Origin of the sequence: Actinomycetospora termitidis, from assembly GCF_030286555.1 — a bacterium.
Taxonomy (GTDB): Bacteria; Actinomycetota; Actinomycetes; order Mycobacteriales; family Pseudonocardiaceae; genus Actinomycetospora; species Actinomycetospora termitidis.
This window is the reverse complement of sequence record NZ_JASVWF010000010.1, coordinates 1-12,761: the sequence shown is the minus strand read 5'-3', so window position 1 is coordinate 12,761 and position 12,761 is coordinate 1. Positions and strand designations below refer to the sequence as shown.

Sequence of the window (12,761 nt, the reverse complement as noted above, 5' to 3'; positions counted from 1 at the left end):
CCGCACAATGCGCCCTACGGGTGAGTCCGTCCCGACATCGGGTACAGGACGACGCGTCGGCGATGAGTGGGGAGCGTGACGGTGAGGGCCAGCGATCTGTTCGTGCAGTGTCTCGAGGCCGAGGGCGTCGAGTACGTGTTCGGGGTGCCGGGCGAGGAGAACGCCGACCTCCTCATGTCGATGCGCGACTCCGAGGTCCGGTTCGTCCCCACGCACCACGAGTCGGGTGCGGCCTTCATGGCCGACGTCTACGGCCGGCTCTCCGGTCGGCCCGGTGTCTGCCTGTCCACGCTCGGCCCGGGCGCGTCCAACCTGGTCACGGGCGTCGCGAACGCCAACATGGACAACTCCCCGGTCGTCGCGATCACCGGGCAGGGCGCCACGACGCGCCTGCACAAGGAGTCGCACCAGGCGATGAACGTCGTCGAGATGTTCACGCCGATCACCAAGTGGACGACCTCGCTGCGGGACGAGACGACGATCCCCGAGGTCATCCGCAAGGCGTTCAAGCTCGCCGTCGCCGAGAAGCCCGGGGCCACGCACGTCGAGCTGCCCGAGGACATCGCGAAGCACGAGGTCGAGAGCGCCCCGATCGTGCCGCCGGAGAAGGTGCGCCGTCCGGTCCCGGACGAGAAGTCGGTGCAGGCTGCGCTCGACCTGATCGCCCGCGCCGAGCGCCCCGTCCTGCTGGTGGGCCAGGGCTGCGTGCGGACCCGCGTCAGCCGCCAGCTGCAGCGCTTCGTCGAGGCGACCGGCATCTACGCCGGCATGACGTTCATGGGCAAGGGTGCGCTGTCCGACCGCCACGAGCGCAGCCTCTACGCGGTGGGCCTCGGGTCCCGCGACTACGTGACCGAGGTGTTCGAGGCCGCCGACCTGGTGATCGCCGTCGGCTACGACATGGTCGAGTGGCCGCCCTCGCGGTGGAACATCGGCCGGACGAAGCGGCTGCTGCACATCGACTTCGACCCCGCCGAGGTCGACGGCGCCTACCGGCCGACCGTCGAGATCGTCGGTGACATCGCCGCCGCGCTGTGGGCGATCAACGAAGGCCTCACCGAGCGGCACCACTTCGCCGACGTCGAGGCACACTCCCGGGCGCGCGCCAACCTCACCGAGGAGATCAGCGAGGGCGGCGCCTCGTCGGAGGCCGAGACCGGCGACTTCCCGATGAAGCCGCAGCGGATCCTCGCCGACCTCCGCGCGGAGATGGACGACGAGGACATCCTGATCTCCGACGTCGGGGCCCACAAGATGTGGATCGCGCGCCACTACCCGACGTACACGCCGAACAGCTGCATCATCTCCAACGGTTTCTGCTCGATGGGCATCGCCGTGCCCGGCGGGGTGTCGGCGTCGCTGGTGCACCCCGACCAGCGTGTCGTCGCGATCTCCGGGGACGGCGGGTTCCTCATGAACGGCCCCGAGCTCGCCACCGCGGTGCGCCTCGGGGTCGCGCCCGTGAACCTCGTCTGGGAGGACAACGGGTACGGGCTGATCTCCTGGAAGCAGGAGGTCGAGTTCGGCCGACACTTCGGCACCGACTTCCCGTCGCCCGACCTCGTCAAGATCTCGGAGGGTCTGGGCTGCCACGCCCGCCGGCTCACCAACGCCGACGAGCTGCGGCCCGCGCTCAAGGAGGCGTTCGACCAGCGTGACCGCCCGTCGGTGATCGTGGTCCCGGTCGACTACCGGGAGAACGTGAAGCTGACCCGCCGACTCGGGCAACTCATCGCCCGGTGAGCCGCGGCGGTCAGGTCCGTTCGACACGGCGGACCTGACCGCCGGGCGTCCACGACTCGATCACGAGCTTGTCGCCCGACGGCGCGATCCGCGTCAGGACGACCTCGGTGACGTCGAGTCCGAAGTGCGAGCCCTCCGGCCCCTCGCCCGGTGGAGCGATGGAGCGTGCGCGTCCCGACACCTTCGCCTCGCCCGGCCACTCCGTCGGATCCTCCGGCGGATCGACCGAGGGGGAGTGCAGCGCGACCCGCGGGTCCCGCTGCACGTCGGCGAGCTTGACCGACCCCGGCATCATCCCGAACGTCAGCTGGCCGTCGACGAACTCCGTCTCCATGCCGCTGATACGCGGCGACCCGTCGCGCCGCAGCGTCGCCATCGTCTTGTGCTTGGCCCGCTGGAAGCACGTCTGCACCGCGGCGGCCAGCTCGGGAGCCGCCGCCTCGACCTCGCCCCACGTCGTCATGGGGAAGGTCTAGCAGCGACCCCCGACAGCCTCAGCGGTCCGCCGTCGTCCCCGGGCGCTGGGGGACCGCGTCCACGACCTCGTCGACCGACCCGTAGGTCCCCGTCGGCAGGTCCGCCAGGGCGACGAGCGTCTTCTCGTCCACCTCGCCGCGGTCGGTCACGTACGCGACCACCTCGTCCCGGGTCGCCGGGAAGTCCTTGCCCTGCAGGGCCTTGCGCACGCGGGCGTCGTCACGATCGGTCATCGTCGGTCCTCCTTGACCTCGGTGTCCTCGACAGTGCGCGCGAGGTGCCCACGCCGCGTCGTCGTTCACACCCGATGTCCATCCGCACCGTCATCACCCACACTGGGATCACGTGACCACCTCCGCGCAGCGGCGTCCCGTCGTGTCCCTCGGCAGCCCGCTCCTCATCGCCGCGATCGTCCTCGTGGCGCTCAACCTGCGCGCCCCGCTCGTCGCCGTGAGCCCGGTGGTCGACGCGATCCGCGCCGACCTCGGCGTCTCCGCCGCCGTCGCCGGCCTCCTGACCAGCCTCCCGGTCCTCGCGTTCGCCCTCGCCTCGCCGCCCGCGTCGTGGATGATCGGGCGGCTCGGGCCCGAGCGGGCGATGCTCGTCGGGCTCGGGGTACTCGGCGTGGGCACCGTGCTGCGCTCGTCCGACGGCGTCGCGGGCGCGCTGTTCGGGACCGTGCTGATCGGCGCCGGCATCACGGTCGGGAACATCGTCATGCCGGTGGTCATCGGCCGGGACTTCCCGCACCGCTCCGGAGCGCTGCTCGGCATCTACACCGCGACGATGAACGTGGGCTCGATGATCACGCTGTCGCTCACCGTGCCGATCGCCGCGGGCGTCGGCTGGCGGATCGCGCTGTGCACGTGGCTGGTGTTCGCGGTCGCCGCCGTCATCGTGTGGCAGCTCGCCACCCGCCGTCGGGAAGAGAGCCCCCAGGACCTTCCCGACGACGGGGCGGGGCCGGCCCGCGCGCCGGGCCGGCGCCTGGTGCCGTGGCTGCTGCTGCTCGCGTTCGGCGGGCAGTCCTTCTCCTACTACGGCCTCACCGCGTGGCTCCCGGAGATCCTCCGCGACCTGCGCGGTCTCGACGCGGCGAGTGCCGGGACGGCGTCGTCGTTGTTCCAGATCCTCGCGGTGGCCGGAGCGCTGGTGACACCCCTCGTGGCGCGGCGGGCGAGCCTGCGGCTGGCGTTCATCCCGGTCGCCGCGGGGTTCCTGGCCCTGCCGGGCGGGCTGCTCGTCGCCCCCGGGCTGTGGCCCGTCTGGTGCTCGCTCGCCGGGGCGGCACAGGGTGGAGGCTTCACGGTGATCTTCGCAGCGGTGCTCGCGGCCAGCCGCGACGCGACCGAGAACCGCCGCACCGCCGCCTTCGTGCAGGGCGGCGGCTACCTCGTCGGTGCGCTGGGGCCGTGGCTGGTCGGGGCCGTGCACGAGGCCGGGAGCCCGCCGAGCTGGCAGGGCCCGCTCGCCGTCGTGCTCGGGGCCCTGGTGGTGCTCGCGGTGGCGGGCTGGTCGGCGGTGACGCGTCTGCGCACTCAGTAGCTGCGCGGCATCCCCAGGACGTGCTGGCCGACGTAGGCGAGCACGAGGTTGTTGTTCACCGGCGCCACCTGGTAGAGCCGCGTCTCGCGGAACTTCCGCTCGACGTCCCAGGTGTCGACGAAGCCGTAGCCGCCGTGGGTGTCCAGGCACGCGTTGCCGGCCTGCCAGCTCGCCTCCGAGGCCAGGAACTTCGCGAGGTTGGCCTGCTCGCCGCACTTCTCCCCGGCGTCGAACAGCGCCGCGGCGCGGTAGCGCATCAGGTCGGCCGCGCCGATCTGCGCGTAGGCGCGGGCCAGGGGGAACTGCACGCCCTGGTTGGCGCCGATGGGCCGGTCGAACACCCGCCGGTCGTTGGCGTAGGCGACGGCCCGGTCGACGAACCAGTACCCGTCGCCGACCGCCTCGGCCGCGAGCAGGATGCGCTCGGCGTTCCAGCCGTCGATGACGTACCGGAAGCCCTTGCCCTCCTCGCCGATCAGCGCCGAGGCGGGCACCCGCATGTCGTTGTAGTGCACCTCGTTGGTGGCGTAGTTGAACATCGTCCGGACCGGCTCGACCTTCAGCGTGTCCGGCTCGTCGCGGCGGACCTCGCGCAGATCGACCAGGAACAGGCTGATGCCCTGCGTGCGCTCGGCCGGGTCCTCGCCGCGCGGCGACGTGCGGGCCAGCACCAGCGCGAGGTCGGACTGCTCGATGCGGCTGGTCCAGTTCTTGTGCCCGGAGATGACGTAGTCGTCGCCGTCGCGGATCGCCGTCGTGCGGATGTCGGTGGTGTTCGACCCGGCCTCGGGTTCGGTGATCGAGAAGGCCTGCAGCCGGATCGAGCCGTCCGCGATCCCCGGCAGGTAGGTCTTCTTCTGCTGCTCCGAGCCGTGCTTGAGCAGGGCACCCATCGTGTACATCTGCGCGTGGCAGCCCGCGGAGTGCCCGCCGGAGCGGTTGATCTCCTCGAGCACGATCGAGCCCTCGGTGATCCCGAGCCCGCCCCCGCCGTACTCGGTGGGGATCAACACCGCGAGGTAGCCGGCCTCGGTCAGCGCGTCGACGAAGGCGTCCGGGTACTCGCGGTTGCGGTCGCGCTCGCGCCAGTAGGTGTCCGGGAACCGGGCGCACAGCTCCCGCACCCGCGCGCGCAGCTGCTCCTGCGCCTCGGTGGTGACGCCGACGGGTGTCGGGGTGCTGGGCATCAGGAGGGCTCCCTCGCGACGGTTCTCTCGACGATGACCATCTTTCCTTCCGGACGGCCGGTGTGCCCGGCCGCTCGACGCGCCGCGGCGCTCCTGGCCGACCGGCTCTGGCGACTGCTCCGACCGGGCGGTAGGCACGTCGGGTGACGACGACCGAAGAGGCGCCGCCCGTCGATCCCGGACCCGTCCGGGCCTCCCGTCCATCCGACACCGCGGTGGCCGTCGCCGTGCCGACCGTGCTCGTGGCGCTGCACCTATGGGTCTACGGCCGCTGGATCGTCGACGACGCGGGCATCACGATGGCCTACGCGCGGTCGATCTCGAGCGGTCTCGGCCCGGTCCTGCAGCCGGGAGCCCCGATCTCGGAGGGCTGGTCGGACCCGGCCTGGCTCGCGTTGTTCGTCGTCGCGCGGTGGCTGGGGCTCCTCGACCGGGGCGCCTGGTTCGGGGTGCCGGACCTCGTAGCGTTCCCCAAGGTCGTCGCGATCCTCTGCTGCGCCGGCATCTTCCTCGCCTTCCACCGCGTCGCCGTGCGCGTGTCCCGGAATCCGCTGACGACGACGATGATCGCCGGGACCGTCACCGCGGCCATCCCGTCGTTCGTTATCTGGGCCGGCAGCGGGCTGGAGAACCCGCTGCTCGCGCTCGCGGTGGTCGTGCTCGCGACACGGATCGCGACCGCGGCCGTTGACGGGGATCTGCTCTCCACCCGGGTCGCGCTGCAGTGCGCGGGCCTGGCCGCCCTGGCCTCGCTCACCCGTCCGGATGGCGCGGTCTACCTCGCGGCGTACCCGCTGGCGGTGTGGCTCCTGGCGTCCGGAGCCGGACGGTGGCGTCCGGCTGGACTCGCCGTCGTCGTCGGGATCGTCCCGGCGCTGCTCTACGAGATCTGGCGGATCGCGACCTTCGGCGAACTCGTTCCGACGACGGCCGTCGCGAAACAGCAGGGCATCACGCTGGGCGTCGATCGCCCCACCGATCTCGTCGCGGCCGTCGGCTGGCCGGCGTGCCTGGTCGTCGTCGCTGCGATCGCCGTTCTCGCCGCACGGCGCCAGGTCATTGCGGTGGAGCTCACACGGGCACTCTCGGGGCTCGTCCTGGTGCTCGGTCTGTCGGTGCTCGCGTTCTCGGCCCTCGCCGCGGACTGGATGGCCCAAGCCCGTTTCGCGACTCCGGTGTGGCCGGTGGCGGCGCTCGTCGGCACCCTCGCGGTCGGCCGCGTAGTCGGCGAGCTGGGTCTCGACACCCGTCGTCCGGCCGTGGTCCTCCTCGTCGTCGGCCTCGTGCTCAGCGCCGCGATCTGGACCGGAGGTGCCCTGGCCTTCAGGGCGCGTCCCACGGTGTCTCTCTGCGGTGTCGCCTTGACCAACGGCCTCGCGGTCAGCGCCGACGCTGATGCCCTCGGCATCCGTACCGGCTCGTTCCTCGGCGTCGACGCGGGAGGCGTGGCGCTCTCCAGCCGGCTGCGGTTCATCGACCTGGCAGGTCTCACCGATCCGGTGATCGCGCACTTCTGGAGAGCCAGGGACATGGGCGGGCTGCGGGACCACGTCTTCGACGTCGTCCGTCCGACCTTCATGCGACTCGCCGAGAGCAACGGGATCGCCGGGCCGACGGGAGTCGTCGGGGACCCGCGGCTCCTTCGGGACTACGTGCCCCTGTGGAGCGATGCGAAGGACGCGAAGACCTGGGTACGGCGGGACGCCGTGACGACCGACGAGGCACTTCGCTCGGCCGCACGCTCGTCGACGACCCTCATGGACGGCATCGTGGCCCGCTACACCGCTGCGGGGCCGACCGGGTGGACGTGCCCCGACGCACTACGGCCGCCGCCCGTGGGGGCGGCGGCCGCAGTGATCGTCGGACGGAGCAGGTGATCGTCAGGCCGGGCGGACCTCGGTGAGGTTCGCGTACACGATCACGTTCGCCTCGTAGCTGTGTGCGGCGGGGTCGAAGACGCCACCGCACGTGATGAGACGCAGCTGCGCGTCAGGGGTGTCGCCGTACACCTGCTCGGCGGGAAAGCCGGCCTTCGGCACCGTGTCGATGTTCGACACCGTGAACACCGCGGTCTGCCCGTCCTGGCGCCTCACCAGGATCTGGTCGCCTGCCTTGGTGTCCTTCAGACGGTAGAAGATCCCGGGCTTCCCGTAGCCGTTCACGTGTCCGAGGATCACCGACGGTCCCAGCGTCCCGGGCGACGGGCTCTTGTCGTACCAGCTCGCCTGCATCGGGTTGTCGAGCGGCGGGACCTCGAGCTCACCGTCCGACTTCTGGCCGGTCTCGATGAGCGACGACTCCGCCCCGATCGACGGCACGGAGACCGAGGTGGGAGTGGACGCCGCCATGAGCTCGACGCCCGAGCCCCCCGACGAGCCCGAGGACTTCGACCCCGAGGTCCCCGCGACGACCAGCCCGATGAGCGCCACCACGACGATCAGACCGATGCCGATCTTGCCGGTGATCCCGTCGACCTTCGAGGGTTCCCGGGTCGGCGGCGTCTCGGTGTTCGTCACTGGAACGAGCCGTCCCCGGTGTCGACGCCACCCTTCGGAACGGATGAGACCTGGGTCGCCACCACGTTGACGGGCTGGGTGTAGTTCGAGGTACCGGTGTACGTCGGCGCGGCGTAACGATCGCAACCGCACCCGTGGTCCCAGTACTTGCCGTAGTACCGGTGCCCGTAGTCACCGAACACCGGGACGGGGTACGGCGAGTAGATGATCTCGGTGTTCGCGCCGCTGGTCGAGGACGTCGAGGACGTCGACGCCGTGGACCCACCGGACGTGGAACCGGGGATTCCCAGGCAGATCCCGCCGGGAAGCGAGACCACCGTGCAGGAACCCGATCCCGAGGAGGACGAGCTCGAGGAGGACGAGCTCGAGGAGGAGCTCGACGACGAGGAACTGCTCGACGACGTGCCCGGGTCCACGGCGTCGGCGAGACCGTTCACCACGTCCGACACCGGGTTGGAGCCCGTGCCGGTCGAGGAGTTGCTGGTCCCGGGATCCTCAGTCTTCACCTGGGCCGTCGCGACGCCCTGCCAGACCATCCCCACCAGCATCATCCCGGCCGCCACGGCGGCCAGACGCCTGACGGTCCTGCGCCGCCCTGGGCTCATCTCGACCCTCTTCCCCTCGTCATGATCTAGGAATTGCTCCGGTCCCGGTCCACCGGGAAGTCGGCACGCGCGGGCGCGGCGTTACACCTAACGAGGTGTCAGCCGGACAGATGCATCACGATTCGGAAACGGCCGGCTCGGGCGCCTTCACGTCCGACGCAGACGCTTCGTCCTCCGCCTCGGGACGTCGTCGGGCCCGCCACCGGTCACGGAGGCGCAGCACCGTCCGCTCGGTCCAGTCGGGGGAGAGGAACACCAGGTAGAGGACCCACATCCCGATGCTGAAGAAGCCCACCATGATGAAGACTTCGATGCCGAGATGGAACAGCGCGCCGACTCCCAGCACCCATGGCCGGAGCTTCCTGTTCCACACGAGGATGGCGACGGAGAGTTCGATGAGCAGCGTGCCGAACGTCAGCCACTCGGTGAGTAGGCCGTGAGCGGCGATCACCTCGAGTGACGGCGCGCGTAGCTGATCGAGCATGCGGAGCGCATAGGCCAGTGCCGTCCCGTTCCGCCAGACATCGCCCTGCAGCTTGGCCCAGACCGCGGCCAGATAGATGATCGACACCTGGATCTGCAACATCCGCATCGCCCACGGAGCGCGGCGGGGGAACTCCCAGAAACGCGCCCGATCGCGGCGCCAACGGTCCCAGGACAGGGAGTCCCCGGACGGGGCGAAGATCAAGTACACCGCCATCACACGCAGCAGGACGTCACCGGAGTTGAGCACGAAAGGATTGCGCCGTTCGAAGGCGATGAGTCCGAGCAGCACGACGACCGCGGCGATGCGCGGCGACGCGCCGATCGCCAGTGCGATGCCTGCGAGCAAGGTCGCGAGGAAGACGACGGCGACGGCCGGAACCGAGTTCAGCGTCGTGAGCAGGCCCCACTGCCAGGGGTCCAGGGCGGGAGGTGCCGGGAGGACTCCGTCGGGTCCGTAGAAGGTGAACAGGTAGGGCAACTGTGTGAGCGTCCAGAGAGTGACGATCAGTCCGTACGCGAGCCGGACGATCGCGAGGGGTGCCGTCGAGGTCGGGGTGAAGAAGAACCGATCCCACCCGCCCCAGGCGGCCGACAGCAGACGTCGGACCCGGCCCATCAGCCGACCCCGATGGAGAAGAACTGGCGCTCCACCCACGGCGTCCGTGGTATGGGCGCGGCGGGCGGCTGCGTCTGGGCCGAGATGTTCACGAGCGTCACGACCACGGGGTGTCGGCCCGCCGATCGCTGCTGATCGGCGATCCACCGCGCGAAGGGCGCCCAGCGTGGTCGATTGTCCGGTCCATTGAGCAAGGTGTCGCCGTATCGCTGCCACCGGTAGTCCCAGTACTCCGAGAGCCCTGTGGTGATCGGGATGGGAACCGCGGTCGTCGTGCCGTCCCGATCGAGGACCCGGGCCTCGAGATAGGTGGCGAGACCTCGAGGTGTCGGGGCGTAGAGCGCCCACCCTTGATCGAGGCCGATGACGTTGGCAGCGCGCCCGACGGCGGGCACGATGGCTCGCTTCGTGATCGAGTCCGGCATGACGACGATCGCGGCGATCCCCAGCAGGACGACGATCAGCACGCTGATCGTGATCCGTCCGCCGGTCGAGGACTCCAGTCGTTCCTGGAGGTCCGGCTCGGCGACCTCGGTGTCCTGCGTGCTCATCGGACGTTCTCCGGGACGCTCGTCACAGCTACTGGGACCGCGCGACAGTAGCCGACGTGACTACCCGCCAGTACCTCGGCTCCGGCTGGGACAGCGACGCGTGGCTGGTCGACGGCACGTGGGTGGAGCGGACGGCCCGCCGGCCCGACGTCGAGCCGTGGTTGCGCACCGAGACGACCCTCCTCCCCTGGCTCGCGCCGCAGCTCCCGCTCGAGGTGCCCGCACCCGTCGTCGTGAAGGAGGAGCCGTTGACGGTCCGGCACCGGCTCGTGCCCGGGCGTCCTGCTGTTCCCGACGACGGCGTCGGGCTCGGCGCCGCGGTCGGCGGCTTTCTCGCGGCGCTGCACGCGGTCGACCTCGCGGCCGCGGTGGCGCGCGGCCTCCCGCCGTCGGAGCGGACGAGCGCGATGCGGGACGCGGCCTTCGACCGGTTCGCCGACCAGGTGGTACCCCGTCTGCCCTCCGGGCGGAGAGCGTGGCTGACCGACCGTCTGGAACTCCTCCGGGACGCGCCTGCCTCCCACGTCGTCCACGGCGATCTCTCCGCCGAGCACGTCCTCGTCGCGGACGGTCGGGTCACGGGCGTCATCGATTGGGGCGACGCCCGGGCGGGGGACCCGGCGAAGGACCTGGTCTGGCCGCTGTACCGCGCGGGCCCGAGGGTCGCCGACGCGGTGCGGGCGACCTACGACGTCACGCCCGACCTCGCCCGGCGCGCCCGGGCCTGGCTCGACGTCGGGCCCTGCTACGCCGTCACGCACGGTCTCGACACCGGCGACGACGCCCTCGTCCGGGCCGCACTCTCGTGGTTTCCGGCGGCGTGAGATCCGGGTAACAGCGCTCACGGTTCGTCGGGGAGCTGGAGGTCCGTGATGCGCTGGAGCCCACCGGGGTGGAACGCCGTCGTCGGACTCGGACTCGCCACGGTCGGCCGCGCGGCCGTCGGGTACACGGCCCTGCGCCACCGCTCCGTCGGTCCCGACGAGGACGTGACACACCCCGGTCGGGGCGCCGTCGTCCTGCTGGGCGGCCTGTGCGAGACCGGACCGTGCCTCGAGCCGCTGGGTCGGTGGCTCACCCGGCTCGGGTACGACGTCACGGCGTACACACTCGGGGCGGGCATGGGCTGCGCGCAGCGCACCGTCGACTCGCTGGTCCGTCGGGTCCGGGCGATCGCCGACGAGACAGGGCAACCCGTCCGGATCGTCGGCCACAGCCGGGGCGGGCAGTTCGGCCGTGCGGTCGGCGCCGCCGCGCCGGACGCGGTCGCGCAGCTGATCACGATCGGGACGCCCTTCGACCGCGTGAGTCCGCCGATGACCGCCGTCGCGTGGGGCATGGCCGTGGCCGGGACGGTGGGTGTGCCTGGCCTCTTCGGGCTCGAGTGCCTGCTCGGCCGGTGCTGTGCGGGGTTCCGGGACTCGCTGCGCGCGCCTTGGCCGGACACGATCCCGTTCACCAGCATCTACAGCCGTACCGACGCGGCCGTGCCGTGGCGCTCCAGCCATGACGCGTACGCCCGGAACGTCGTCGTGCCGGGCGGCCACATCGCCCAGCTGACCTCCGCCGCGATCCAGCGTGCGGTGGCCGAGGAACTGGCCGCCGCCGCGACGCCGGAGGGCGATCGCGCCATCGCCTGACCGCTCGAGATCGTGACCGTTTCGTGATCTTCTGTTGAGCGCTGTCCTGGGCTTTCCCGGCCGTGACTGTCGGGGGTTCGCTCTAGTGTTCGAATCATGAGCACGGTAGTGGACTCCGAGCCCCGGGTGGGGACCGAGACGCTGCTGTGTGCTGTCGACCCCGCCGAGTTGTGCGGTGAGCAGGTCGATGCGGGGATGAGTGCGTGCTTCGCGGCGGTGAACACCGCGGCCTGGCAGTTGTCCCGTTATGTGTTGGAGTGTTCGCGGGCGAAGGCCGGCACCCTGGAGCGGGTGGTGACCCGGCGTCGGGCGGGGAAGGTCGTGGCGGAGTCGCTGGGCTGGTCGGAGAGCTACGCGTCCTCGCGGATCGAGTTCGCCCGCCAGGTGCTCGAGCGGCTGCCGCGGCTCGGGGCGGAGATGGCCGCGGGGCGGTTGGAGGAACGCAAAGCCGCGGTGATCGTCGACCTGGTCGCCGATCTCGACGACACGCAGGCCCGGGAGGTCGTCGACCAGATCATCGACGCCGCAGCGGGGTTGCCCTACACCGCGTTGCGTCAGCAGGTGGCGCGGGTGGCGGCGGCAGTGGACCCGGACTGGTGGGAGCGGCGCCGCGCCGCCGCGGTGGCGCGGCGGCGGGTGACGTTGCGTTCGGCGCCGTCGGGAGCGGCGGAGTTGTGTGGGCTGGATCTGCCCGAGGACCCGGCCCAGGACGCCCACGACCGGATCGTCGCGCTCGCGGCCGCGGCTCGGCGGCGTCTGGCGCGTGCGGGGATTCGTGTGTCGGTGGGGGAGGTGGAGTGCGAGGTGATGCTGACCCTGACCGGGCCGGCCGGGGCCGGGATGTACGACCTCGACGTCGTCGAGCACGTCACCACCCTCTACGGTGGCCCCCCGAGCACCGACAACGACGGCGGCGGTCCCGATGGCGGACCCGGCGAAGACGACGGACCTGACGATGGGCCCGACGGCCCGGACGACGGGCCCGACGACTGGGGACCCGCCGGTGATGGTCCGGACGGCCCGGATCAGCCCGGCACGGATCCGGGCGAGCCCGCTGGCCCCGACCGGCCCGACGGCCCCGTCGGCCCGGCTGACGACGTTCCGGTCGGTCTCCGCGACGACGGCCCACCTGATGCCTCGCCCGGAGGCGGCCCGGACCGCGATCCGGAGCCCGGCTCCGAGAGCCGCCCGGCCGACGGCGACCGCGCCGCTGAGTGCGGCGAGCCGGCGGTGGTGGGGTTCCGGGCGCGGACGGTGCTGCGTCTGGAGCTACGTACCGTGCTCGGGTTGGACCGCCGCCCGGGCGAGCTGCCCGGCTACGGCCCGATCGCCAACCCCGAAGCGGTGGCGATGGCCTGGGCCCGCCGACACCAACGCTGGCGGATCGCCCTCTAC

Annotated in this window: 14 protein-coding genes; 7 read left to right on the top strand and 7 right to left on the bottom strand. The window is 71.5% G+C overall.

Annotated elements, in window-relative coordinates:
• The first annotated feature begins 81 nt into the window (after positions 1–81).
• A complete protein-coding gene (locus QRT03_RS29890; RefSeq protein ID WP_286056825.1) occupies positions 82–1,743 on the top strand; it encodes an acetolactate synthase large subunit in 1,662 nt (553 codons plus the stop codon).
• 10 nt (positions 1,744–1,753) lie between these two features.
• On the opposite strand, the gene QRT03_RS29885 is transcribed toward QRT03_RS29890, so the two are convergent.
• A complete protein-coding gene (locus QRT03_RS29885; RefSeq protein ID WP_286056824.1) occupies positions 1,754–2,206 on the bottom strand; it encodes a pyridoxamine 5'-phosphate oxidase family protein in 453 nt (150 codons plus the stop codon).
• A gap of 31 nt (positions 2,207–2,237) precedes the next feature.
• Complete coding sequence (locus QRT03_RS29880; RefSeq protein WP_286056823.1) at positions 2,238–2,453, bottom strand: DUF2795 domain-containing protein; 216 nt, start codon at positions 2,451–2,453, stop codon at positions 2,238–2,240.
• Between the two features lie 112 nt (positions 2,454–2,565).
• Between QRT03_RS29880 and QRT03_RS29875 the strand changes: the two genes are divergently transcribed.
• Positions 2,566–3,765: an MFS transporter gene (locus QRT03_RS29875; RefSeq protein WP_286056822.1), complete on the top strand. Its 1,200-nt coding sequence runs from the start codon at positions 2,566–2,568 to the stop codon at positions 3,763–3,765.
• On the opposite strand, the gene QRT03_RS29870 is transcribed toward QRT03_RS29875, so the two are convergent.
• On the bottom strand, positions 3,759–4,952 hold the full coding sequence (locus QRT03_RS29870; protein ID WP_286056820.1) for an acyl-CoA dehydrogenase family protein: 1,194 nt from the start codon (positions 4,950–4,952) through the stop codon (positions 3,759–3,761). The genes QRT03_RS29875 and QRT03_RS29870 overlap by 7 nt on opposite strands.
• Before the next feature lie 143 nt (positions 4,953–5,095).
• Here QRT03_RS29870 and QRT03_RS29865 point away from each other — a divergent pair, with 143 nt between their 5' ends.
• On the top strand, positions 5,096–6,829 hold the full coding sequence (locus QRT03_RS29865; RefSeq protein ID WP_286056819.1) for a hypothetical protein: 1,734 nt from the start codon (positions 5,096–5,098) through the stop codon (positions 6,827–6,829).
• 3 nt (positions 6,830–6,832) lie between these two features.
• On the opposite strand, the gene QRT03_RS29860 is transcribed toward QRT03_RS29865, so the two are convergent.
• Positions 6,833–7,468, bottom strand: a complete 636-nt coding sequence (locus QRT03_RS29860; protein ID WP_286056818.1) for a class F sortase — start codon at positions 7,466–7,468, stop codon at positions 6,833–6,835.
• Positions 7,465–7,650 carry a hypothetical protein gene (locus QRT03_RS29855; protein ID WP_286056817.1) on the bottom strand — a complete coding sequence of 62 codons (186 nt, stop codon included), beginning with the start codon at positions 7,648–7,650 and terminating at the stop codon, positions 7,465–7,467. The genes QRT03_RS29860 and QRT03_RS29855 overlap by 4 nt, the downstream gene beginning before the upstream one ends.
• 22 nt (positions 7,651–7,672) lie before the next feature.
• On the opposite strand from QRT03_RS29855, the gene QRT03_RS29850 reads away from it, so the two are divergent.
• Entirely contained in the window at positions 7,673–8,098 is a 426-nt protein-coding gene (locus QRT03_RS29850) for a hypothetical protein (protein WP_286056816.1), read from the top strand.
• A gap of 90 nt (positions 8,099–8,188) precedes the next feature.
• On the opposite strand, the gene QRT03_RS29845 is transcribed toward QRT03_RS29850, so the two are convergent.
• Both QRT03_RS29845 and QRT03_RS29840 read right to left on the bottom strand, forming a co-directional pair.
• Positions 8,189–9,175, bottom strand: a complete 987-nt coding sequence (locus tag QRT03_RS29845; protein ID WP_286056815.1) for an HTTM domain-containing protein — start codon at positions 9,173–9,175, stop codon at positions 8,189–8,191.
• A complete protein-coding gene (locus tag QRT03_RS29840) occupies positions 9,175–9,726 on the bottom strand; it encodes a hypothetical protein (protein ID WP_286056814.1) in 552 nt (183 codons plus the stop codon). The genes QRT03_RS29845 and QRT03_RS29840 overlap by 1 nt, the downstream gene beginning before the upstream one ends.
• 56 nt (positions 9,727–9,782) lie before the next feature.
• On the opposite strand from QRT03_RS29840, the gene QRT03_RS29835 reads away from it, so the two are divergent.
• The 3 genes from QRT03_RS29835 to QRT03_RS29825 form a co-directional block, all read left to right on the top strand.
• Positions 9,783–10,550, top strand: coding sequence for a phosphotransferase (locus QRT03_RS29835; RefSeq protein ID WP_286056813.1), 768 nt, complete (start codon positions 9,783–9,785; stop codon positions 10,548–10,550).
• Between the two features lie 48 nt (positions 10,551–10,598).
• The gene (locus QRT03_RS29830; RefSeq protein ID WP_286056812.1) at positions 10,599–11,366 is read left to right on the top strand and encodes an alpha/beta hydrolase; all 768 of its coding nucleotides are present in this window, start codon (positions 10,599–10,601) and stop codon (positions 11,364–11,366) included.
• Between the two features lie 96 nt (positions 11,367–11,462).
• Positions 11,463–12,761, top strand: a 1,299-nt coding sequence (locus QRT03_RS29825) for a DUF222 domain-containing protein (protein ID WP_286056811.1), incomplete at its 3' end; no start/stop codon positions are given.

Bases quoted from the DNA above. Each gene is read 5' to 3' on its own strand.
- QRT03_RS29885 (WP_286056824.1), bottom strand. From the start codon at position 2,206: ATGACGACGTGGGGCGAGGTCGAGGCGGCGGCTCCCGAGCTGGCCGCC.
- QRT03_RS29830 (WP_286056812.1), top strand. From the start codon at position 10,599: ATGCGCTGGAGCCCACCGGGGTGGAACGCCGTCGTCGGACTCGGACTC.
- QRT03_RS29870 (WP_286056820.1), bottom strand. From the start codon at position 4,952: ATGCCCAGCACCCCGACACCCGTCGGCGTCACCACCGAGGCGCAGGAG.
- QRT03_RS29850 (WP_286056816.1), top strand. From the start codon at position 7,673: ATGATCTCGGTGTTCGCGCCGCTGGTCGAGGACGTCGAGGACGTCGAC.
- QRT03_RS29845 (WP_286056815.1), bottom strand. From the start codon at position 9,175: ATGGGCCGGGTCCGACGTCTGCTGTCGGCCGCCTGGGGCGGGTGGGAT.
- QRT03_RS29880 (WP_286056823.1), bottom strand. From the start codon at position 2,453: ATGACCGATCGTGACGACGCCCGCGTGCGCAAGGCCCTGCAGGGCAAG.
- QRT03_RS29840 (WP_286056814.1), bottom strand. From the start codon at position 9,726: ATGAGCACGCAGGACACCGAGGTCGCCGAGCCGGACCTCCAGGAACGA.